The 22,748-nt window shown below is 49.0% G+C and carries 18 protein-coding genes and 1 tRNA gene; 17 read left to right on the plus strand and 2 right to left on the minus strand.

Annotated features, from left to right (window positions below):
• Positions 1-44 precede the first annotated feature (44 nt).
• The 7 genes from EJL91_RS01195 to EJL91_RS01225 all read left to right on the plus strand — a co-directional run bounded on the left by EJL91_RS01195 (position 45) and on the right by EJL91_RS01225 (position 8,773).
• On the plus strand, positions 45-458 hold the full coding sequence (locus EJL91_RS01195) for an endosialidase (RefSeq protein ID WP_125140142.1): 414 nt from the start codon (positions 45-47) through the stop codon (positions 456-458).
• 86 nt (positions 459-544) lie between these two features.
• Positions 545-1,921, plus strand: coding sequence for a DNA repair protein RadA (gene radA / locus EJL91_RS01200; RefSeq protein ID WP_125140143.1), 1,377 nt, complete (start codon positions 545-547; stop codon positions 1,919-1,921).
• A 150-nt stretch (positions 1,922-2,071) separates the two neighbouring features.
• A tRNA-Trp gene (locus EJL91_RS01205) sits at positions 2,072-2,142 on the plus strand.
• 225 nt (positions 2,143-2,367) lie between these two features.
• Positions 2,368-4,746, plus strand: coding sequence for a diguanylate cyclase domain-containing protein (locus EJL91_RS01210; RefSeq protein WP_125140144.1), 2,379 nt, complete (start codon positions 2,368-2,370; stop codon positions 4,744-4,746).
• A 162-nt stretch (positions 4,747-4,908) separates the two neighbouring features.
• Positions 4,909-5,292 carry a hypothetical protein gene (locus EJL91_RS01215; RefSeq protein WP_125140145.1) on the plus strand — a complete coding sequence of 128 codons (384 nt, stop codon included), beginning with the start codon at positions 4,909-4,911 and terminating at the stop codon, positions 5,290-5,292.
• 537 nt (positions 5,293-5,829) lie between these two features.
• Positions 5,830-6,072, plus strand: coding sequence for an HPr family phosphocarrier protein (locus EJL91_RS01220; RefSeq protein ID WP_125140146.1), 243 nt, complete (start codon positions 5,830-5,832; stop codon positions 6,070-6,072).
• 115 nt (positions 6,073-6,187) lie between these two features.
• Positions 6,188-8,773: an ATP-dependent DNA helicase gene (locus EJL91_RS01225; RefSeq protein ID WP_243125200.1), complete on the plus strand. Its 2,586-nt coding sequence runs from the start codon at positions 6,188-6,190 to the stop codon at positions 8,771-8,773.
• Between the two features lie 43 nt (positions 8,774-8,816).
• On the opposite strand, the gene EJL91_RS01235 is transcribed toward EJL91_RS01225, so the two are convergent.
• A complete protein-coding gene (locus tag EJL91_RS01235) occupies positions 8,817-9,731 on the minus strand; it encodes a LysR family transcriptional regulator (protein ID WP_125140147.1) in 915 nt (304 codons plus the stop codon).
• A gap of 156 nt (positions 9,732-9,887) precedes the next feature.
• On the opposite strand from EJL91_RS01235, the gene EJL91_RS24460 reads away from it, so the two are divergent.
• Genes EJL91_RS24460 through EJL91_RS01255 form a run of 5 tightly spaced genes read left to right on the plus strand, consistent with a single transcriptional unit; the run spans position 9,888 to position 13,338 of the window.
• Positions 9,888-10,055 (plus strand): hypothetical protein, encoded by a 168-nt coding sequence (locus tag EJL91_RS24460; protein WP_164516727.1) that lies wholly within the window; start codon positions 9,888-9,890, stop codon positions 10,053-10,055.
• Between the two features lie 59 nt (positions 10,056-10,114).
• Positions 10,115-10,807 carry a hypothetical protein gene (locus EJL91_RS01240; RefSeq protein ID WP_243125201.1) on the plus strand — a complete coding sequence of 231 codons (693 nt, stop codon included), beginning with the start codon at positions 10,115-10,117 and terminating at the stop codon, positions 10,805-10,807.
• A 16-nt stretch (positions 10,808-10,823) separates the two neighbouring features.
• Positions 10,824-11,594, plus strand: a complete 771-nt coding sequence (locus tag EJL91_RS01245; protein ID WP_125140148.1) for an ABC transporter permease — start codon at positions 10,824-10,826, stop codon at positions 11,592-11,594.
• A complete protein-coding gene (locus EJL91_RS01250) occupies positions 11,581-12,309 on the plus strand; it encodes an ABC transporter ATP-binding protein (protein WP_125140149.1) in 729 nt (242 codons plus the stop codon). Before EJL91_RS01245 ends, EJL91_RS01250 begins: the two co-directional genes overlap by 14 nt.
• 3 nt (positions 12,310-12,312) lie before the next feature.
• Positions 12,313-13,338, plus strand: coding sequence for an ABC transporter substrate-binding protein (locus EJL91_RS01255; RefSeq protein WP_125140150.1), 1,026 nt, complete (start codon positions 12,313-12,315; stop codon positions 13,336-13,338).
• Between the two features lie 342 nt (positions 13,339-13,680).
• Here the strand turns inward: EJL91_RS01255 and EJL91_RS01260 are convergent, their stop codons facing one another.
• Positions 13,681-14,997, minus strand: a complete 1,317-nt coding sequence (locus tag EJL91_RS01260; protein ID WP_125140151.1) for an IS4 family transposase — start codon at positions 14,995-14,997, stop codon at positions 13,681-13,683.
• Between the two features lie 416 nt (positions 14,998-15,413).
• Here EJL91_RS01260 and EJL91_RS01265 point away from each other — a divergent pair, with 416 nt between their 5' ends.
• From EJL91_RS01265 to EJL91_RS01285, 5 genes are all read left to right on the plus strand, one after another.
• Positions 15,414-16,349 carry a M14 family metallopeptidase gene (locus EJL91_RS01265; RefSeq protein ID WP_125140152.1) on the plus strand — a complete coding sequence of 312 codons (936 nt, stop codon included), beginning with the start codon at positions 15,414-15,416 and terminating at the stop codon, positions 16,347-16,349.
• A complete protein-coding gene (locus tag EJL91_RS01270; protein ID WP_125140153.1) occupies positions 16,349-17,287 on the plus strand; it encodes a M14 family metallopeptidase in 939 nt (312 codons plus the stop codon). The genes EJL91_RS01265 and EJL91_RS01270 overlap by 1 nt, the downstream gene beginning before the upstream one ends.
• A 90-nt stretch (positions 17,288-17,377) precedes the next feature.
• Positions 17,378-17,956, plus strand: a complete 579-nt coding sequence (locus tag EJL91_RS01275; RefSeq protein WP_125140154.1) for a sigma-70 domain-containing protein — start codon at positions 17,378-17,380, stop codon at positions 17,954-17,956.
• Between the two features lie 13 nt (positions 17,957-17,969).
• A complete protein-coding gene (locus tag EJL91_RS01280; RefSeq protein ID WP_125140155.1) occupies positions 17,970-18,617 on the plus strand; it encodes a histidine phosphatase family protein in 648 nt (215 codons plus the stop codon).
• 185 nt (positions 18,618-18,802) lie between these two features.
• Complete coding sequence (locus EJL91_RS01285) at positions 18,803-22,567, plus strand: phosphoribosylformylglycinamidine synthase (protein WP_125140156.1); 3,765 nt, start codon at positions 18,803-18,805, stop codon at positions 22,565-22,567.
• Positions 22,568-22,748 lie beyond the last annotated feature (181 nt).

Here is a 22,748-nt window from a genome sequence, read left to right on the forward strand (position 1 = left end):
TTTACAGGAAGAAACACACAGAAGAATACCAGGAGGATAGATTTATGCCAGTAGTTAACGAGTTAATCCGCATCGAGGATGACGGTACAATCAGTTTTGGCAATTATGAATTAGCTGCAAAGTCCAAATTGCAGGATTTTGAATACAAAGGGGACTTATATAAAGTTAAAACTTTTCATGAGATAACAAAACTGGAGAGGAACGGAATGTTCGTTTATGAATCCGTACCGGGAACGGCAGTGAACCATTTTGCAGTTGATGATTCCGAGATAACCTTCACCGTGGAGGGAAACCAGGATGCACAGATTACGGTACAGCTGGAAGATGAACACGAATACGAAGTATTTATCGACGGTGTTGCAGTCGGAGGTATGACGACCAACGTAAGCGGAAAACTTGTTTTAAGCGTGGAACTGAACGAAGGCGTAACGACAGAGATTAAGATTGCAGGAAGATAGAGATAACTGATTTAACAGAGTGGAGGCGATCGGCGGATCAGCCTCCATTCTTTTGATAACGGTTTATGGCTAAAAGGGAGAAATGAATGGCAAAAGCTAAGACGAGCATATTTTTTTGCAGTGAGTGCGGTTTTGAGTCGGCGAAGTGGACCGGGCAGTGTCCGGCCTGCAAGGCATGGAATACGATGGTGGAGGAGCCTGTTTCCCAGGTAAAGACAGTGGGAAAGGGCGGAACGTCAGGAAGCAGGCGGGCGTCCTCGGACGCCAGGCCGGTGACGCTGGCGGAGATTGTGCTGGATGAAGAAGACAGAATCAGAACAGGATTTGAGGAGCTGGACCGCGTGCTCGGTTCCGGAATCGTGAGGGGTTCCCTGGTCCTGGTGGGCGGCGATCCGGGTATCGGAAAGTCCACTCTGCTCTTACAGGTCTGCAGAAATCTGGCAGGTCAGAAGCAGAAAGTTCTCTATATTTCAGGAGAAGAGTCATTAAAGCAGATCAAGCTCCGGGCTAACCGGATTGGAACTGTGGAAGGCCCTCTTTCATTTCTCTGTGAGACAAATCTGGGCACAATTGAGGAAGTGATTAAGAGGACCATGCCCGATGCCGTTGTCATCGATTCGATACAGACAATGTATATGGAGGAAGTAACCTCTGCTCCGGGCAGCGTGAGCCAGGTGCGGGAGTGTACCAATATTCTGATGCAGATTGCAAAAGGCCTGGGCGTGATGGTCTTTATTATCGGGCATGTAACTAAGGAGGGCGTGGTGGCCGGTCCGAGAGTGCTGGAACATATGGTGGATACGGTGCTTTATTTTGAGGGGGACCGTCATGCCTCCTACCGCATTCTGAGAGGAATTAAGAACCGTTTCGGTTCCACCAATGAAATCGGCGTATTTGAGATGAGGGAGGAAGGGCTTGCCGAGGTGAAGAATCCTTCGGAATTCATGTTGGACGGACGACCTGCCGGCGCGTCGGGTGCGGTGGCGGCCTGTTCTCTGGAGGGAACAAGGCCGATTATGCTGGAAGTCCAGGCCCTTGTGACAAAGACGAACTTCGGAATGCCCAGAAGAACAGCGGCCGGAACAGACTACAACCGTGTCAATCTCCTGATGGCCGTGCTGGAAAAACGGTGCCGGTACGAGCTGTCCCAGTTCGACGCCTACGTCAATATCGCCGGAGGAATGAAGATGAATGAACCGGCCCTTGATCTGGCTATCGTGATGGCGCTCATTTCAAGCTACAAAGACCGGCCGGTGGATGAAAAGACGGTGATATTCGGGGAGGTCGGCCTCTCGGGTGAGGTGAGGGCCGTGTCTATGTCGGAACAGAGGGTGAATGAGGCGGTAAAACTTGGCTTTACACGATGCATCATGCCGCAGGTGAGCCTGGAGAAGCTAAAAAAGAGGAAAGATATCGAGCTTGCCGGAGCCAGCAATGTGAGGGAAGCCATTAACCTGATTTAGAACCGTTATGAAGATGAGAAAATGTGGTTATTGTTATTCTGAAAGGAATAATTAGAACAGTTTATTTAATTGAAACAATTTTCGACAACTTTGGAAAAACTGATTGACATATTGCCTGTCCTGTGGTATTATACTTGGGCAGGCAATTTTAGGGGAATAGTTCAATGGCAGAGCAACGGTCTCCAAAACCGTTAATGGGGGTTCGAATCCCTCTTCCCCTGTTCATGATTAAGGAATTAAAAAAAGCTCAGAAACCTTTGATTTTAGAAGGGAATCTGAGCTTTTTTTGGGTTCCTGAAAAGAAGTTCCGCCTAAGGGGATTTATGTTAATCAAGATGGCATTATGATTGTTGTTATTGATATGATTTCCCCCCTCATTGCTTTCTTGACATGCCCCGGATTTTCCAGTATGCTTGTGATAACAGAAACAATGGGGAAAGGGGGACATGGACATTTTACTTGAGACGAAAGCAAAAGAATTTGTCTGCCGGCTTCAGAGAGCCTACCTGATGGAGCGTAATGTGCAGGAGGTTTTATCCTGCATGGATGAAGATGTGGAATGGATAGGGACCGGAGAACAGGAGATTGGGCGCGGAATCAGAAACGCGAGAGAATTTCTGGAACAGGAATACCGGTCGTTTCCAGGCTCATTTGCCATTGTGGAAGAAGAGTATAATGTGAGAATCCTGGACGGGAATACGGTCTCAATATTTGGAGCGCTGGTGGTGCAGGAGACGGGAAGAGAAGAGATTTTTGAGAGCCAGAGAATCCGTATGACCCTGCTGTGCCGGGAAGAGGACGGGGAACTCAGGATCTTGCAGATACATATGTCCGCCGGAAGTGAAAACCAGAAAGAAAATGAATTTTTCCCGAGAACAGTGCAGGAGAACAACACAGGAAGTTTGATACGGCTTCTGGACGAGCAGGCGATTTTACTGAGAGAACAGAACGAAAACCTGAATGCATTGATGGAAAATGTGCCGGGCGGCGTTATGTGCTGTGAATTTAATGAGAATCTGGATTTGCTGCAGTACAGCCGTGGCTTTCTTGATATGTTCGGATATACCAGGGAAGAGATGGAACATGAATTTAAGAATCAGTTCAAACGTCTGATTTATCCAGGTGATCTGGAAGCAACATGGAAATCCGTATGTGAACAGCTTGCCAGGGGGAAGACAAAGAAGATCGAGTACCGTGTAATCTGCCGGGACGGGAGCCTGATGGCGGTCTTAGACCATGGCCAGCTGGTGGAGCGGAAAGGAAAGGAAGTATTTTACTGCATTCTGACCGACGTCACCGAAAACCGTAAAGTACTGGAGGAGCTTCGCCTGAGCCTGGAGAGACACAGGATCATAATGGAACAGACCAATGATATTATCTTCGAGTGGAATATGGCCGATGATTCTATTTCCTTTTCCGACAACTGGGTGAAGAAATTCGGGTATTATCCGATTTCAGAGAATGTCAGCTCGATGGCTGCCGTCAGCCATGTCCATCCCGACGACCTGCCGATTCTGATGAATGCGGTCCGTGATATGAAGAGAGATGTTGCAGTCAGTGAAATAGAAATACGGATAGCAAAGAACGATGGATCCTATCTGTGGTGCAGGATTAAGATTGCCCTGCAGGAGACCAGACAGGCCAGCAGAAAAAAGGCAATCGGCGTCATCTCGGACATAGACAAAGAGAAGAGAAATGTGGATATGCTGGTGGAGAAGGCGCTTCATGATGCGCTGACCGGCCTATATAACAAGGCGGCGACGGCGGAACTCGGAGGTAAATATATTGAAAAAGCCACCGCAGACTGTCCCTGTGCATTTGTCATTATCGATTTGGATAATTTCAAATATATTAACGATGTTTATGGTCATTTAAGCGGAGACGTTCTTCTCTCCGATATCGCTCTGCTGTTGAAACGCACCTTCCGTTCGGGAGATATTATCGGGCGGATTGGCGGGGATGAGTTCGTGGTGATTATGCCGGGAGCGCGTTCCCAGGATGTGATATCGGATAAATTTGAACAGATACGGGAGCGGATGGAGGAGTTCCTTGAACGCGACGGCTACATGTTATCCTGCAGCGCCGGGGTGGCATTTGCGCCCCTGGACGGCTGTGATTATCAGACCCTTTATAAAAATGCCGATTTAGCGCTGTATAAGGCGAAGGAGAAGGGCAAGAACCAATGTTCATTTTACCATTCAATCCTGCAGGCGGAGAACAGCATCAGACGCAGCGCCGCCCAGCTTCCGGCGGAGCTAAGGGGGCAGGAAGATTACAGGAACCAGACGCTGGGTGAGTATGTATTTACCGTGCTGCAGCAGGAGGAAGACATTTTCAAAGCCATATCACAGGTTCTGGAGATTGTGGGCAGGCAGTTTGGGGTCAGCCGCGTCTATATATTTGAAGATTCCGAGGACGGCGCAACCTGTTCCAATACATTTGAATGGTGCAATGAAGGGGTGAAGCCGCAGAAGGATTTCCTTCAGGACGTGGAGTATACGGATGGCAACAGGTATGATGAACTGTTTGATGAGAACGGAATTTTCTACTGCCGGGACATCAACGGTCTCACCGGCAGGACAAAGGATGTGCTTGCATCACAGGAAATTGTCTCCATGCTGCAATGCCTGTTAAAGGACAGAAAGAAAAGGAGCGGTTTCATCGGTTTTGACCAGTGCTGGGAAAAACGCATTTGGACCCGGGAGCAGATTAATGTGCTCAGCACTGTTTCAGGGGCGGTCGGGGTGTTTTTGACGCAGCTCCGGATGGAAAAGAAGATAAAAAAGTTGACGAACCAGGAAATAACCTCAGGACCGGTGGTTTAGATGAAGCCGTATGGGCCGCAGCCCATGCCGGAGCTGCGCGCTCTGTTTACGAATTGAGTACCCCATATTGACACGTTCTTGTCAGTGATTTGACATTATCTGGTAATCTCTATATTATAGTTAGATACTACTTGTTACATACAGGGCAGAGGAGGTAGACTTATGGAGAAATCAGATCCTTTATTATTGCTTGACAATGGTACGCTGGCTTATATTTTGGGGGATGGCGAGTATCGCTTTACAAATCTGAAGTTTGATGAAGCGAAAGCAATTATTGAGATGAAGGGGGAAGCGGAAGAAGAGGTAGTCCAGGTGTTCAGAAATCCTGAGCTGGAGAAGGTGATGTATGCCTATCTCGGACTTGAAGAGATGAAATTTAATTATGAACCCGAGGCACATCTGCATGTCGGTCAGGATGCGATTGCATTTAAGCTGTATGTCACCCCGTCCGGCACCCAGCCGATTGTTCTGGGGGAGGAAGGACAGCAGGCGGTAAAGATCAAGAATCTTTATATTTACTGCCAGCATATTGTAAGGATGAAATAGGGCAAACGGTGTATGATGACGCCGCCCCGAACGGAAAATGCAGGGAGCCTGCGGATGTGACATGTCCGCAGGCTCCCTGTGCTTTGGACGCAGTCCTGCTCTATTGCTGAGGGGCTGCTCCCAAACAAACCGTATCAGCTTTACACACTGATAAAAATACCATTTCCATTCCGGCCTGTAACAGAAAAATACGGAGATATATAAAAAAGAAAAGGGAAAGGATTGCGCTTGTCTGCGTAATAGACTATAATAAGAACGTATGTTTAGCTGGAAATTTTATGTAATCTTATAAATTTTGGCAAACTGTAAACCTTATCAAAAATAATCTTCACAACAGTTTCCGGGAACAAAAGTTACAAAAGAGAATAGAATTGTGAAATTAGTTATAAATTCCTGTATAACATGGAAGGTTTTGTCAATAATGTACAAAGGAAAAAAACGATTTTCCATCAAATATAATTTGACAAAATTCGCGATTGATGCTATAAGTATTAATTGAATCAGCAATAAGTTGCACCAGTTAAAGGAGTTTTGATTATGAAACAGAGAAGAATTATGTTAGGAACTGTAGAAGATGCAAAAAATTTTGTAGCAGCTGCAACGAAATGCGATTTCGATATTGATGTATTTTATAACCGCGTCGTGATTGACGCCAAATCTCTTTTAGGCGTAATGAGCCTTGATATGACGAGAGTACTGACAGTAGAATATAACGGAGAGAATAAAGATTTTGAAGCATTTCTTGATAGGATGGCAGTAAAAGCCGTCACAGCTGCTTAATTGATTTTTGCATACAATTTGAGAAAAGGGATTGCAGGAAACTGCAGTCTCTTTTTCTTTTTACAATATTTAGAGGCATGTTTTGTATTGACGCAGTCGGGAGGGAGAAGGACAGATGGAGATGAAAGGGAAGCAGATACGGGTTTCCGTGCGGAACCTGGTGGAATTTGTCCTGCGCTCCGGCGATATAGATAACAGAAGGACCGCAATTGACCAGAAAGAGGCCATGCTGGCGGGAGGCCGCATCCACCGGAAGATTCAGAAAAAGATGGGATCCGGCTATCAGTCCGAGGTGGTGCTGAAGTGCACCGTGGAGGAGGACGGCTTTGAAATTCTGGTAGAAGGAAGAGCCGACGGCATTATCCGGGAGGGAAACCGCGCGACTATCGATGAGATTAAGGGCGTTTACATGGACATTGGAGAACTGGAAGAGGCGGTGCAAATCCATCTGGCCCAGGCCATGTGTTACGGTTATTTTTACGGTTCGCAGGAGAACCTGGATGAGCTGACGATACAGGTGACTTACTGTAATCTGGATACGGAAGAGATCAGGCGGTTCCAGGTGATTAAGACCACGGAGGAATTGAAGGAATGGTTTATGGGCCTGATCCACGAGTATGTCAAATGGGCCAGATACCTGCACCACAATGCAAAACGCCGTGATGAATCCCTGAAAGAGCTGGAATTTCCATTTCCCTACAGGGAAGGTCAGAGGGAGCTGGCGGTCAGCGTGTACAGGACCGAAGCGAGAAGGCGGAAACTCTTTATCCAGGCTCCAACCGGAATTGGAAAGACGCTTTCCACCGTATTCCCAAGCTTAAAAGCAATTGGTGAGGGCCACGGAGATAAACTTTTTTACCTGACGGCCAAAACGATCACAAGAGGGGTGGCGGAGGAGGCCTTTGCTATCTTGAGGGAGCGCGGCCTTTATTTCCGTTCCGTCACCATAACGGCCAAGGATAAGCTCTGTTTTCTGGACAAACCGGAATGCAACCCGGATGCCTGCCCCTATGCAAAAGGCCATTTTGACAGGGTGAATGATGCGGTTTACGAGATCGTCCATAAGGAATTCGGGATAACGAGAGACGTGATACTGCGGTATGCGGAAAAATTCCAGGTCTGCCCCTTTGAATTCTGTCTCGATATCAGCAGTTTTGTGGACGGGATCATTTGTGATTACAATTACGTTTTTGATCCCGATGTGCGGCTTAAACGTTATTTTGCTGACGGGGCCAAGGGGGAATATATTTTCCTGATTGACGAGGCCCATAACCTGGTGCCGAGGGCACGGGAGATGTACAGCGCCGCTCTGATAAAGGAGGATGTGCTGGCGGCAAAGCGCCTTGTGAAGGAGAAGTCTGCCGGCCTTACAAAGCAGTTGGAACGCGTCAATAAAATTCTGTTGGAGATGAAACGCGACAGTGAGGGATGGCAAATCCTGCCCGATGCGGACCATCTGGTGACGGCGCTGACCTCCCTGTTCTCGGTACTGGAAAAGTTTATGGACGACTATAAAGGAAATGACGGGCGGGAGGAGCTGCTGGATTTTTATTTTTGCGTGAGAAACTTCCTTAATATTTATGAGAGGGTGGACGAACATTACCGTATTTATACGGAACTGACGGAGTACGGAAACTTTATGATTAAACTGCTCTGTGTAAATCCCATCGTCCATATCGGAGAATGCCTTGCGCAGGGAAACAGCACGGTGTTCTTCTCGGCAACCCTTCTTCCCATCAGGTATTACAGACAGCTTTTAAGCAATGATGAGGAGGATTATACCGTTTACGTCAATTCACCGTTTCCTCAGGAGAACCGCCTTCTCCTGGCAGCCACCGATGTGACAAGCCGCTATACGAGGAGAAACAGGGCCGAGTATAAGAAGATATTGGAATATATCCGCCAGGCGGCGGAAGTAAAGAAAGGAAACTATATCGTGTTTTTCCCTTCCTACCAATATATGAACCGTGTCCTGGAACTGGTGGACAGCAGACGGATCCTGCGACCGGACGGAGACGATGAATTGATGGCGGAAGCCGAATTAACGGTGGATACCCGATGGAAATCCTCGGATTTTACAGATTTTGTCCAGGTGGAGCAATCTGTTTTTGATACGGAAAAAGGATCCGGAGCGGAGGAAACACAGGATGGGGGCGAACAGGATACCGTCTTAATTTTGGAACAGACGGATGAGCCGGACCAAACGGCATCAATGGACAATCAAATGGAAGACGGAATTGAGTGGCTGGTACAGGGAAACAGGATGAGTGATTCGGAGCGTGAGGATTTTTTAAAGGAATTTGAGAAAGAGCGTGATCATTCCCTGGTGGCGTGCTGCGTCATGGGAGGCCTGTTTTCCGAAGGGATCGACCTGAAAGAGGAGAGGCTGATAGGGGCTATTATCGTCGGAACGGGACTTCCGATGGTATGTACCGAACAGGAGATATTGAAGGGGTATTTTGACGAGGAGGAGCAGGAAGGATTTGCCTTCTCTTATCAGTATCCCGGCATGAATAAAGTCATGCAGGCGGCGGGCCGTGTAATCCGGACGGCAGCCGATAAGGGGATTATCCTGCTTCTGGACGACAGGTTCCTGAGGAATGACTACCGGGAACTGTTTCCCAGAGAATGGAGCGATTGCAGCAGGGTGACGCTTAGAACGGTGAGAAAAAAACTGGAGGAATTCTGGTCCCGCCGGTAAATGGGAAAAGCGGACGTCAGAAAAAGCCGATTGGGTTAAGTGATTACTCAATCGGTTTTTCTTTGTCTACATCGGCATGTTCCTCCAACAGTTCGATAAACTGCCTGGCAGCCTGGGAAATAGGCAGCGTCTCATTATGCACGACAACAAGCTGCCGTCCGGGGAGGGTTTCCTCCAGGTTTAAGATAAAGAAATTGTCGTCCTGCTGTGGGATGCAGAAATCGGGAACAAAAGCAATTCCAAGCCCGATTTTAGCCAGGTCGATGAGCAGGTCGTTGCTGCTGAGCTCAATCTCGGGAACAAGATCAAGCTGATGTTTCTGGAACATACTGTGGAGAAATTCACTGGTGGTACTTTTCCGATCCAGCATCAGTATAGGATAGGACTGAAGTTCTTTCAGCGTGATAATTCTGTCTTTCAGCGGGAAGTAGTCCTCATTTGCCACAAATACGTCTGAAAATTCATGGATGACCTGAATATTCTGGGTGTTGGACAGACCGGAGTTGGGGTAATTGGTGATAATGAAATCCACCTGTCCGTTTTCAAGGAGACGGGCGCATTCAATCGAAGTGCGGTTTGTAACCTTGATATGGATATTCGGATACATTTTGTGAAATTCATTTAAAAACGGTACCAGAAAATAGCGGCAGATTGTGTCGCTGGCGCCGATACGGAGCTGTCCGCCGTTCAGGGTATTTGCTTCCAGGAGCTGGTTTTCCCCTTTTTTAATCAGGTTCATTGCAGGTTCTATATGTTTTAACAGAATCTCCCCCTCGGGCGTCAGCTGGACACGCTTCGTACTTCTGATAAAAAGCGTCTGGTTCAGTTTCTTTTCCAGAACCTTGATGGACTGGCTGACCGCAGATTGAGAAATAAAGAGCTGTTTTGAGGCTTCCGAAAAGCTGAGGGTGGAAGCAACGTGGTAAAAAACCTTATATAATTCATAATTGATATCCATTTATTAGTCCTCCTTATAATGCTGCTTAGAGTTTAGCACAGGTTTGAGGGGAAGTAAAGGGGGAAGGAATACTTTATGATAGCACAGAGGGGAAGCGGATGAATACTGAGAAATTTTGGAAGATGAGAGAAACGGCGGAATTAAAGCAGAGGGATCATGACAGATGAGGATGAGTTTAAATATGGAAGAATACAGGAAAATGCAGTAATTATAAAGAGGGGGGAGAATAAGGCGAGGTTTTTAAGAGCCTGTGGCGGCAGAACGGCAGCAGGGGAAGAAAATTATATTGTTGACTTTTTAACAGACGTTTGTTATGCTTTATAAGTTAGTTAGCTTTAACTAACTTTTTGCATAGAATAAAATGCAGGACAAAAGAAAGGAGGATGATGTTGACCTATATTTGGATTAACCCAGTGACGGAGAGCATGTATGAGGAGACTGTGCTGGAACGTTTTCTGGCACGGAGGGGATTGGTTCGGGTGAGGTGCAAGACGGACTGGGGGAGTATTGTGAGAGAGAAGTATAGAAGGCTTGTGGAAGTGAGCGAAGTGACGATCGCCGACGCTCGCTGCCCGATGGCCTGCGGGCTGGTAAGGGAAGTGCAGGGTGAGCGGCAGCAGGGGGAGAACATAGACAGAGAGGCAGGGATGAAGGTGGCGGATATTGAGCCTATCCTGATTCACTGTGCCAGGGAAATCAGTGGCCGTAAAGAGTTTTCAGATGGAGAAAAGATTATTACAACTCCATGCCGTTCCCTTGCTGATATGGGGAATTCCCTGGGGCTTAAACATACACGTTTTATGACATGGAATGATTTTCTGAAGGAGATGGAAGAATGGCCCGAAGGACGGCTGCCAGAGGCCAGTCCCATTCCGCTCGGATTTTTCAGCGGTTTGGAGGGAAAGATTGAAAGTCTGACGGGAAAGGAAACTATAGAGAATTATATGGAACATCCGGGCGGCAGGAAAACTGTCCTCGTGGAGATGCTGTATTGCGACAGGGGGTGCCACAATGGAGACGGCGTGGTAAGAGAAGTGCGTGAAAAAGAAGATATAAAGAGGACACAGAGGTTTTAAAAGGAGAGTGAAATGCATGAAAGATAAGGCGAAAAATGCTCTGGCTGCCGCGGCGGGGATTTTAGCGGTCCTGCTCCTCTGGGATGCCGTGTGCAGGTCAGGGCTGCTTAGCTCTTATGTGCTTCCTCCGCCTTCCAGGGTATTGCAGAGCTTCTACAAGATGCTTTTAAACGGGGAACTGCGGGAGGACATTACGATCAGTTTTATCCGTGTTATGAAGGGATTTTCCATTGCATTTTTGCTGGCTTTTTTACTTGGGATGGTGCGGGCGATGCTGCCGGGCTCCGGCAGGTACTACGAATATATTGTGCAGTTTTTCCGCAATGTGCCGCCGCTCAGTATGATACCGCTTTTAATTCTCTGGTGCGGCATCGGGGAAACCACGAAGACCGTTATTATCGTACTGGCCTCCTTTTTCCCGATGTATTTAAGCATCGTCAAGGGATTTACCGGGTGTGACAGAAAACTTCTGGAGGTCGGGGATATGTTCGGTTATTCCCGGGGACGCAAGTTTCTGAGGATCGTGCTTCCCTATGCTTCGGCCGATATCCTGGTCGGCATGCGGGTTGGTCTGGGCTACAGCTGGAGGGCTATCATCGGAGCAGAGATGGTTGCGGCTTCCACCGGGCTGGGGCATATGATCCTGTTTGCCCAGCAGATGTCCAGGACGGATAAAGTGATTGTGGGAATTCTGGTGATCGGGGCGGTGGGGTATGCGACCGACCGGCTTTTTGCCCTTGTAATCAGTAAATTTTTGAAAGGATCCTGTGACAATGGCTGGAATTGAACTGATTGACGTACATAAACAATATCTGGTGGAAGACAGGGCCGTCCGGGTTCTGAACGGCATCAGCCTGAAAATACCGGAAAAGAAGATTACCGTCATCCTGGGTCGGAGCGGCTGCGGAAAGACGACACTTCTGCGCCTTACCGGAGGTCTTGAAGAGGCGGATCAGGGAGAGATAAGATATGGGGAATCCCACAGGACGGCGTTTGTCTTTCAGGAACCCCGGCTCATGCCCTGGCTTACGGTGCAGAACAATATAACGTTTGGACTTACGAAGAAGGAAAAGGACAAGAAAAAGACGGCGGACATCATCGCCTCGGTCGGCCTTACGGGGTTTGAAAAAGCGTATCCGGCACAACTGTCGGGAGGAATGCAGCAGAGGACCGCGATTGCCAGGGCTCTTGCATATGGGCCGTCTTTCATTATGATGGACGAGCCTTTTGCGGCCCTTGACTATTTTACCAGGGAACAGATGCAGAAAGAGCTTCTGCGGGTCCAGAAAAATAAGAAAAGCAGTATTCTGTTTGTGACCCACAGTATCGACGAGGCTCTGATCCTGGGAGATGAGATCGTGATCATTGAAAAAGGTCTTGTAAAGGCCCGGTGCCCGGTTCCCGAAACAGCAGGGGAACGGAACCTTTTAGACGATTCATTTATTTCCCTGAAAAGAGAAATTATCAATAACTTAAACACAGAAGAAACAGGAGGAAACTGATTTATGAAACGATTTATGGCATTAGGACTTGCAGTATGCATGGGGGCGATGGGGCTGGCCGGCTGCGCAAAAGCAGATTCCGGCTCCGCAACGGAAACGGCGCAGGCCGGGACACAGGCAAATCAGAGCACATCGGAGGAAAGCCTGGCGGCAAAAGAAGGCTCAGGACTTGACAAACTGGTGCTCACCTATGTGACGTCCCCTCTCAATATTCCTACGATCGTTGAGAAGCATGAAAATATGTTCGCCGACAGTTTTAAGGATATGGGAATCACGGTGGAGTATGCGGAGATTAATTCCGGCGCGGATCAGACACAGGCTCTGGCTTCCGGCGATGTACAGATTCTCTATGCGGTTGGCGCCACCTCGGTGGTACTCTCCGCTGCAAACGGGGCCGATATCAAGGTTCTCAACATGTACAGCCGCTCACCCGAGGCTTTCCGTCTTTATTCAAAAGATGAGGCCATAAGCACGCCGGAGAGCCTGAAGGGAAAGACGGTGGCGGGGCCTGCAGGAACCAATCTGCATGAACTTCTCGTATCTTACCTGGCTTCCGGAGGACTGACGATTGACGATGTCAACTATGTGAACATGTCCATCCCCGATGCCAAGGCTGGCCTGGACGGAGGCAGCGTCGACGCGGCTCTGGTTGCAGGCGCAGCGGCTTATCAGGCGGATCAGCAGGGATATCATCTCGTAACCGACGGCGAGGGCCTTATCAAAGCCATCATAGCCGTAGCGGTAAGGGCAGACTTCTATGAACAGCACAGGGATGTCATCGACCGCTTTATGGAAGCCCAGCAGAAAATAGCCGCATTCATCGCAGAAAATCAGGACGAGGCCCTGAAAATAGCGGCCCAGGAACTGGACCTGGACGAAGAGGCGGCTCGTGAAATGTATGAATACTACGATTTCTCAATGGAAATCAGCGACGAAGACAGAGAAGGATTCCAGAAAACAGCCGATTTCATGCTGGAAGCCGGCATGATAGAGGACCCGCTGGATGTAAGCACGTTATTTTTACAGTGATAACAAAAGGATTCCACTGAACCAATAGAACAGATCAGCGGCCGCAGGCCGGGGCTGGGAATGGCGATACCCAAACGCGTCTTCAGTCCCGGCCATAACCTGCCTGTGGGGAGGGAGAAAAAGATTCCGGAGGGAACCTGGGAGTTCATCGGCACTTACCGAGGTGTTTTCGAGGTTAGTGTCCGCTATGTACTCCAAAGAGCGCAATGTCATTAAGTTAAGAGATTTTGATTCCGCCTATGTAATGGATTTTCTTTCGGAAGGTCAAGCGCTGCCTTTTTATGGCACCACAAAAAGGCAGGTTGCCATCTGCCTGGTTTCTGTCTTATAATGAAGGGGATATTAGACAACTCTGTAGTTGAATTTTACTGCGGGATGATAGCTTACCTTCCGGGGAAAGCTCCGATTCGGGCGGATTGGCAGCAGTTCTTTCGCGATCAGTGTTTCTACATCAGGTGGAGCTCCCTGGAAGTGACCTTTCAGGAAATTACGGCAGATATGGATGGCCATTGTGTGGTTAACCTGGTATTGATATTTCGTACCTTTTTTCTCGACGATCACAGCGGCAATGACGATCTCGCAGTAATTATACAGGATGACCCGTGCCAGGATTTCCTGTTGGATGAGCTCCACCTTTTTTGAATGGAGATTGGAAAGGCCAATGGCATATTTCAATTCCCGGAAGGAAGTTTCGATTCCCCAACGCATCCGATAGAGTTCTTTTAACTCTTCCGGAGGAAACTCTTTTTTTGGGAGATTGGTGATGACACACTCATAAATGCCCGGTGATACTTCAAACCGTACAATCCGCAAGGTCATTTTAAACTGCGGCCGCTCCTTGTTGAGAAAATAGGGGGAGTTGCCATGGGTAACGATTTTGTAAAGCTCCGGATGGGTTCGGATATACTCGTTTTTGCGCCAGGTAAAAATCCGGGTAAAGGTTTCGTCGAATTGGGCATCCTTTTCTTTCGGGAGTGGAAAGCCCTTTACAATCCCCCCGGTATTGCCGTCCTTGACCCGGAAGAGATAGAAAAGCTCTTTTTGTTCAATCTGGGCAAAGAGACGGTAGGCCTCATAGCCGCGGTCAGCGATCAGAATCGAACCGGGAGTAAAATCCCGGCGTTCCAACATCTCGCAGAGGCCTTGGACCTCATGGTGCCCTTTTCTTGGATGGATGATCAAATCGGTATAACAGTAATTGCATAAATCATAAAGGGCATTGATATGAAGCTGATAGTAATCCTTCTGGGTCTCGCGCTTTGAATAAGAGTAGGCTTCATTTCCCGGGACATGGTCAAGGGGGACATTCAAAACAGAACCATCGCAGGCCAGGAGTTGGTGTCCACGGTAGGAAGAAGAGAGGAAGGCCTGGTTAAACTGATAAAGAAGGTGATAAAAAGCCTTCAGGCGTATCTTTTTTCTTTGCTGGATTAAAGCGGAGGGAGAGACGGTATCCGCCTGATAGTCAAAGAAGTCCAGAAGCTCTTTTTTTAAGGGAGAAGCCTGCATGGAAAGAGTAAATCTCATGGTGGTGAAGAAGTCAAGGATGCGGTTCCTGGTAAAATCCTTATCCGGATTCAAAACATAAGGAGCCGGGGAAGCGGCCATAGAGCGGATGATTTGGAAAAGCGTATTTTTTGCAATCAGTGCCTGGTTCATAAACGAAACCTCCTAAAGATAATTTATAATTAAGGGCTTCGCCGCACATTTTTATAAAGATGTCAAGTGTTTTTTGCGATTTCAAGAAAAAAATCAAGAAAAAAAGCGACCTATGAAAGGAGGAATTTCATACATCGCTTTATGATGGTAATTATAAATTTCTTAACTTAATGACATTGCCAAAGAGCGCAAGCGTTTCCCGCAGGAACTTTTTCTGCCCGGATTCTCCACCCGCGACAACCTTTACCCCGGGACTGAAGACTCACAACCTCCCCTTCACCATCCCGTCCCCGACCATCCCGGCGGCGTTCTCATTTCTCAATTCAAATCCCTATTTACTATCCCCGCTATTTTTGATAAAATGTTCTGAACAGTAACATTTTACACGCCATCATATTTTACAGAGGGAAACACAAATGATTAAAACAGTAGCTTCTTTAGAGCTTCCGGTCAGTGAAACACTTCTGATAAGAAAGAATGTAATCACGCCGGAACAGGGTACGGACGGAGGAAAACGGTTCTGCGTCGTGACGGGGACCCACGGCGATGAGCTGGAAGGACAGTATGTCTGTTACGAGCTGAACAGAAGAATCAGGGAACAGATTCATTATCTGAAAGGGACGGTGGAGATTTACCCGGCTCTTAACCCGTTGGGACTGGATACGATCACCAGGGCATTTCCTGTATTTGACGTGGATATGAACCGGATTTTTCCGGGGACCGACAACGGTTCGGTGGCGGAACTGGTGGCCGGCATGATAGTGAAGGATCTGGCCGGAGCGGATATGTGTATCGATGTCCACGCCAGCAATATCTATATCAGGGAAATTCCACAGGTGCGCCTCAATGAGAGCACTTCCGACAGCCTCCTTGGATATGCCAGACGCCTGAATACGGAGTTTGTCTGGGTCCATCATGCATCCACCGTGCTTGAATCAACCCTTGCCCATACTTTAAATATGATTGGCGTTCCCACCCTTGTCGTAGAGATGGGGGTCGGCATGAGAATTACGGAAAAGTTCTGTTTCCAGTTGGTAGACGGGATCTTCTGCCTGATGAAAGACCTTGGCATCTGGGACGGCCCGGTGATCGAGCCGAAAGAACCGATTGTTTCGCTTGGCGGGGAAGTGGGCTTTGTCAACGCCGGCAAATCGGGGCTTTTCGTCTCAAAAGTGGTACACAGGAACGACATCAAAAAGGGAGAGCTGATCGGCGAGATTGTCAATCCGCTGGAAGGAACTGTGGAGGAGCGGCTGTATGCCCCCTGTGACGGGCTGGTTTTCACGCTGAGAGCTTATCCGATGGTGGAGGAAGGTTCTTTAATTGCCCGGATTCTGGGAGGTGTTGTCTGATGAAACACGAGCTGATTTACTCGATGAAGAACATCCACAGGGATGATTTTAATATTTACGGCTACCGTTTCGGCAAAAACGGCGGCAAGGCGGCATGCATAGTAGGTTCGCTCCGGGGCGACGAGGTGCAGCCTCTCTATATCTGCTCGCTCCTGGTTAAGATGCTGAAAGAAATAGAGATGCACGGAGGTATTGTTGGGGATAATGAGATCCTCGTAATCCCCTCGGTCAACCATCCGGCGATGAATGTGGGTAAACACTTCTGGTCTACGGACAATTCCGATATAAACCGCCTGTTCCCGGGAGATGAGAACGGCGAGACGACGAAGAGGCTGGCCGCCGGCATTTTCGGCAGGGTGAAGGATTACGGTTATGGGATACAGTTTGGGAGCCTTTATATGACGGGAGATTATGCGCCCCACGTCCGCATGATGGAGACGGGCTACCACAATCCGGGACTGGCCAATCTCTTCGGCCTGCCTTATGTGGTGATGCGCAAGCCGACGCCATATGATACGGCCACATTGAATTACAACTGGCAGATGAACGGGACGAATGCATTTACCGTTTTTTCTGCATCCACGGAGTCAATTGACGAACCGTCTGCGAAGCAGGCTGCCTCCAGTGTCCTGCGCTTTCTGACGAGGATGGGAATTATCCGCTATAACAGCCACAGCGGCTATATAGCAAGTGTAATCCGCGAGGAGGATCTGACCAGTGTAAAAACAGACCGCGCCGGTTTCTTTTGCCGGGAAGCAGAGCCGGGGAGCGAGGTACTGCGGGGAGATTTGATGGCAACGATCATTGAACCCGGAAGCGGAGAAGTGCTAAGCCAGATTCTGGCTCCCACGGATGGAATTGTATTTTTTGCCCACTCCCAGCCGCTTGTAATGGAGAGGGCGATTGTTTTTAAGATTATCAGACGCCTCCATGCCTGAGCGCGGCGGAAATGTTATATCGGATACCGCGGTCTTAGGAGGAAACAGGGCGTATAATCAAGAGGAATATTAAAGGAAGGAATTAGAAAAATGGCAAGTGACAGCTTAAAAGATTTTTTAGATGCCGGGGAATCGGACGGCGAGAGAGAATTTACGACAGGGGATGATTTTTACCGGCTTTATCTGGACGAACTGAAGATGGTTGCGCCCTGCACGCCGGAGGAAGAGGAACGGCTTCTGGATGAAATCCTGGCGGGCAGCCAGGCGGCGGTAAAGCGTCTGGTGGAAGGAAAACTGGGACAGGCGGTTAAAATTGCCGAGGAGTACAGAGACAGGGGCCTTACGATGAACGATCTGGTGCAGGAAGCTAATATCGCGCTTCTGCTCACTGCGCAGGAGTACAGCGGCGGAGATTTCAACGGGCAGGCGGAGGAACGCATCAGACGGATGATAGAGGACGCCATGGAACTCCAGAGTTCGGAGTACAGGGTCGAGGAAGAGATGCTGGCCCGCGTCAACGTCCTCAAGGATATTTCCGCAAGCATGGCCGGGGAACTGGGCCGGGAGGCTACGGTGGAAGAACTGGCCGAACGGATGAAGATGACGGAGGAAGAGATCAAGGATATCATGAAACTGACTCTCGATGCAATGAGCGTCAGCGGGGAATAGGGCAGCCGGAGCGATGAAATTTTACTTACTGCGTCACGGACAGACAAGATGGAATATTGAAGGAAAGATACAGGGCAAGACGGACATCCCGTTAAATGAGACAGGGATGGAACAGGCGGAATGTCTCGCAGTGGCTATGGCGGACTGCCGGGCGCGGGCGCTCTTTTCAAGCCCGCTTCTCAGGGCAAGGCAGACAGCCGGTGTCTTGGCGGAGAAGATGGGACTTGAAGTCACGGTGCTGCCGGAGCTGAAGGAAGTGGATTTCGGCCTGTGGGAAGGCAGAACCTGGAAGGATATCGAAGAAAATTATCCGGAGGACTACAAAAATTGGGAGAAAAACCCGGCCAGGGCGGCGCCCACGGGAGGAGAACTCCGGCAGTCCTGTATGAACCGCAGCCGCAGTGCTGTGGAACAGATGCTGGGGATTGTGAATACCCTGGGTAAAGGAGACGTATGCATTGTCGCCCATGGAGGCATCCTGGTCTATCTCATCGACTACCTTCTGAGAAACCAGGAGGAGAAGCGGGAGATTATCGTCAAGAATGCCAGTATCTCCGTTGTGGGATACGATGAAAAATCAGGCATTGGAAAGCTTCTGGAACTCAACCGCACGTCCCACTTGCCGGCCGCCAATGAACGAAAAACAAATAAGTATTGTTAATAAAAAATATTAGATATATTAATTTTACTAATTTATAAAAGTTGTGTATGATTAAGGCAGATGATGGACAGAGTTACTTTTCATACTGCGGCCGGAAGGCGGCTGCGGCTCGGACGGTAGCCGGACAGTATGCATCTGTCTTTTTTTTCGCACAAATTGCCAGCAGAAAAACAGGAGGTACTTTAATGAGTGTAAGACGAATTTTCGTTGAAAAGAAACCGGAATTTGCCGTAAGGGCTAAGGAACTGCGCACGGAGATCGAGAATTATCTGGGGATCACTACGATCACGGATGTCCGTGTCTTAGTACGTTATGACGTGGAGGACGTATCAGAGAAGGTATACAAAGAGGCTCTGGTTACCATTTTCTCCGAGCCGCCGGTAGACTTTGTATATGAAGAGAGTTTCCCGTCAGCAGAGGGAGACACAATTTTCACCGTAGAGTATCTGCCGGGACAGTTCGACCAGAGAGCAGACTCTGCCGAGCAGTGCGTAAAGCTGTTAAATGAAGAAGAAAACCCGGTGATTAAGTCGGCCACTACCTATATTATTTCCGGCGCCCTGACCGCAGAGCAGGCAGAGGCTGTTAAATCACTGTGCATCAACCCGGTGGATTCCAGGGAGAACAACAATGAAAAGCCGGAAACTCTGGTAACCGTATTTGAACAGCCGGAAGACGTGCAGATTTTTGAGGGTTTCTGCGGTTTTACACAGGACAGCCTCAAAGAACTTTACAGTTCTTTAAATCTGGCCATGACGTTCAAGGATTTTGAGCATATCCAGAATTATTTTAAAAACGAGGAGAAGAGGGATCCGTCCGTGACGGAGATCCGCGTTCTTGATACATACTGGTCCGATCACTGCCGCCATACCACATTCCAGACAGAGCTTAAGAATGTGGAATTTACAAAAGGCGATTACAATGAACCGATCGAGGCATCCTACCATAAATATCTGGCCGATCGCGAAGAGATTTTCAAAGGCCGTGATGACAAATTTGTCTGCCTGATGGATCTCGCCCTGATGGCAATGAGAAAACTCCGCAAGGAAGGCAAGCTCGAAGACATGGAGGTTTCCGAGGAAATCAACGCCTGCAGTATCGTAGTGCCGGTTGTCATCGACGGACAGGAAGAAGAGTGGCTTGTCAACTTCAAGAATGAGACTCATAACCATCCGACCGAGATTGAGCCTTTCGGCGGCGCAGCAACCTGTCTTGGCGGAGCGATCCGCGATCCGCTTTCTGGACGTACCTATGTATATCAGGCCATGCGCGTGACAGGTGCGGCAGACCCGACAAAACCAATGTCTGAAACACTTCACGGAAAGCTTCCGCAGAAGAGGATTGTGACGGATGCGGCCCACGGCTACAGCTCTTACGGAAACCAGATTGGCCTGGCAACCGGATATGTAAAAGAAATTTATCATCCGAATTATGTGGCAAAGAGAATGGAAATCGGAGCCGTGATGGCGGCTGCTCCGAGAAAGAACGTAATCCGTGAGACATCCGATCCGGGCGATGTCATCATCCTGATGGGAGGCCGCACGGGCCGCGACGGGATCGGCGGAGCCACAGGTTCTTCCAAAGTTCATACCGAGGCGTCCATCGAAGTGTGCGGAGCCGAGGTTCAGAAGGGCAATGCGCCGACCGAGAGAAAGCTTCAGAGACTGTTCCGCCGCCCTGAGGTGAGCAGTTTAATCAAGAAATGTAACGACTTTGGCGCCGGCGGCGTTTCCGTAGCTATCGGTGAGCTGGCGGACGGACTTCAGATCGACCTGGACTCCGTGCCGAAGAAATATGCCGGTCTGGACGGAACCGAGATTGCCATCTCCGAGTCCCAGGAGAGAATGGCGGTTGTAGTAGATCCGAAAGATGTCGATAAGATGCTTAAATTTGCCGAAGAGGAGAACCTGGAAGCTATTCCGGCCGCCGTTGTGACGGAGTCCCCGAGACTTGTCATGAACTGGAGAGGAAAGACGATTGTAGATTTAAGCCGTGCGTTCCTTGATACCAACGGAGCGCACCAGGAAGCAGCCGTTACCGTGGAAGTTCCTGTAAAAGAGGGAAATCTCTTCGAGCGCAAAGAAGTGGGCGATGTAAGGGAAACCTGGCTTAAGATGCTGTCCGGTTTAAATGTATGCTCCCAGAAGGGGCTTGTGGAGATGTTCGACGGTTCTATCGGCGCTGCCAGCGTATTCATGCCTTACGGCGGAAAATACCAGCTCACCGAGACACAGACGATGCTTGCCAAGCTCCCGGTGGAAAAGGGAAGCTGCGATACCGTGACGATGATGAGCTACGGATATGATCCATACCTTTCCAGCTGGAGCCCATACCACGGTGCCGTTTATGCGGTTCTGGATTCAATTGCAAAGATCGTGGCAAACGGCGGAGATTACAAAAAAATCCGTTTCACGTTCCAGGAATACTTTAAACGTATGACCGAGGATCCGAAACGCTGGGGAACACCGTTCTCCTCCCTGCTGGGCGCTTATGATGCACAGATCGGGTTCGGCCTTCCTTCTATCGGCGGAAAAGACAGTATGTCCGGAACCTTTAACGACGAGGAACACGGGGAGATCAACGTACCTCCGACACTTGTATCCTTTGCCGTGGATATTTCCGATAAACAGCATGTGGTTTCTCCTGAGTTTAAAAAAGCAGGCAGCAAGATTGTCCTGTTTACAATCGAAAAAGACAAGTACGACCTTCCTGTATACAGCCAGATTATGGACGGCTATGAGAAACTTTATAAGGACATGGAGGCCGGAAAGATTATTTCCGCCTATGCGGTGGAGGGCCACGGCATCGCCGAGGCGGTGAGCAAAATGGCGTTCGGCAACAAGCTGGGTGTAAAAGTTGAGCACAACCTGGATCCGAGAGACTTCTTTGCACCAGGCTGGGGTAATATCGTATGCGAAGTGCCTGACGGAAAAGTGGGTGAACTCTCCATCTCCTATACCGTGATTGGTGAAGTGACGGACAAAGCGGTATTTGAATACGGCAGCGCCGCGATTACCATGGACGAGGCACTGAATCAGTGGACCGGAACACTTGAAAAAGTATTCCCGACCAGCTCCGGCGTAAAACAGACGGAAGTGAGAAATGAGCTTTATAAGGCGGACTGCGTTCATATCTGCAAGAATAAAGTGGCAAAACCAACCGTGTTTATTCCGGTTATGCCTGGTACAAACTGCGAATACGACAGCGCGAAAGCGTTTGAGCGCGCCGGTGCGGATGCGATTGTAAAAGTATTCCGCAACATGAGCGCTTCCGATATCCGCGAGTCCATCGAGGAATATAAGAAAGCAATCAGCCGGTCCCAGATCATCATGTTCCCGGGCGGTTTCTCAGCCGGAGACGAGCCGGAAGGTTCCGCTAAATTCTTTGCAACCGTATTCAGAAACGCGGTGATGCAGGAAGAGATCGAGAAGCTGTTAAACGAGCGCGACGGCCTGATTTTAGGCGTCTGCAACGGTTTCCAGACCCTGATTAAGCTGGGTCTCCTTCCGGGCGGAAAGATTGAGCCTCAGAAGGCGGATTCACCGACCCTTACAATGAACAATATCGGACGCCATATCTCCAGGATGGCAAGCCTAAAAGTTGTATCCAACAAGTCCCCGTGGCTTCAGGAAGCAGAACTTGGCGGCGTATATGTAAATCCTCTGTCACACGGTGAGGGACGTTTCGTGGCAAGCGACGAATGGATAAACACCCTCTACGCAAACGGACAGGTGGCGACACAGTATGTGGATCTTGCCGGCAACCCGACGATGGATGAGGAGTGGAACCCGAACGGGTCTTACATGGCAATCGAGGGTATTACCAGCATGGACGGCCGTATCTTTGGTAAGATGGGCCATTCGGAGAGACGCGGAGACGGCGTTGCCGTTAATATCTACGGTGATCAGGATATGAAAGTGTTTGAGTCTGGAGTGAAGTATTTTAAATAAGTATAAGATGTAAGTGAAAAGCGCACTTTGTCCGAGCGGGGATAAAGTGTGCTTTTATGTTAGTTGAGATGCGAGGACGCCTCTGTAAGGAGGCGGACGGGGGAGTGGGAGGGTGTTTATGAGTCTTCAGTCCCGGTTGGCAGGATGTGGTGAGGGGGAATCCAGGAGAAAAAATTTCTGC

Source organism: Clostridium transplantifaecale (genome assembly GCF_900626075.1).
GTDB classification, from domain to species: domain Bacteria; phylum Bacillota; class Clostridia; order Lachnospirales; family Lachnospiraceae; genus Otoolea; species Otoolea transplantifaecalis.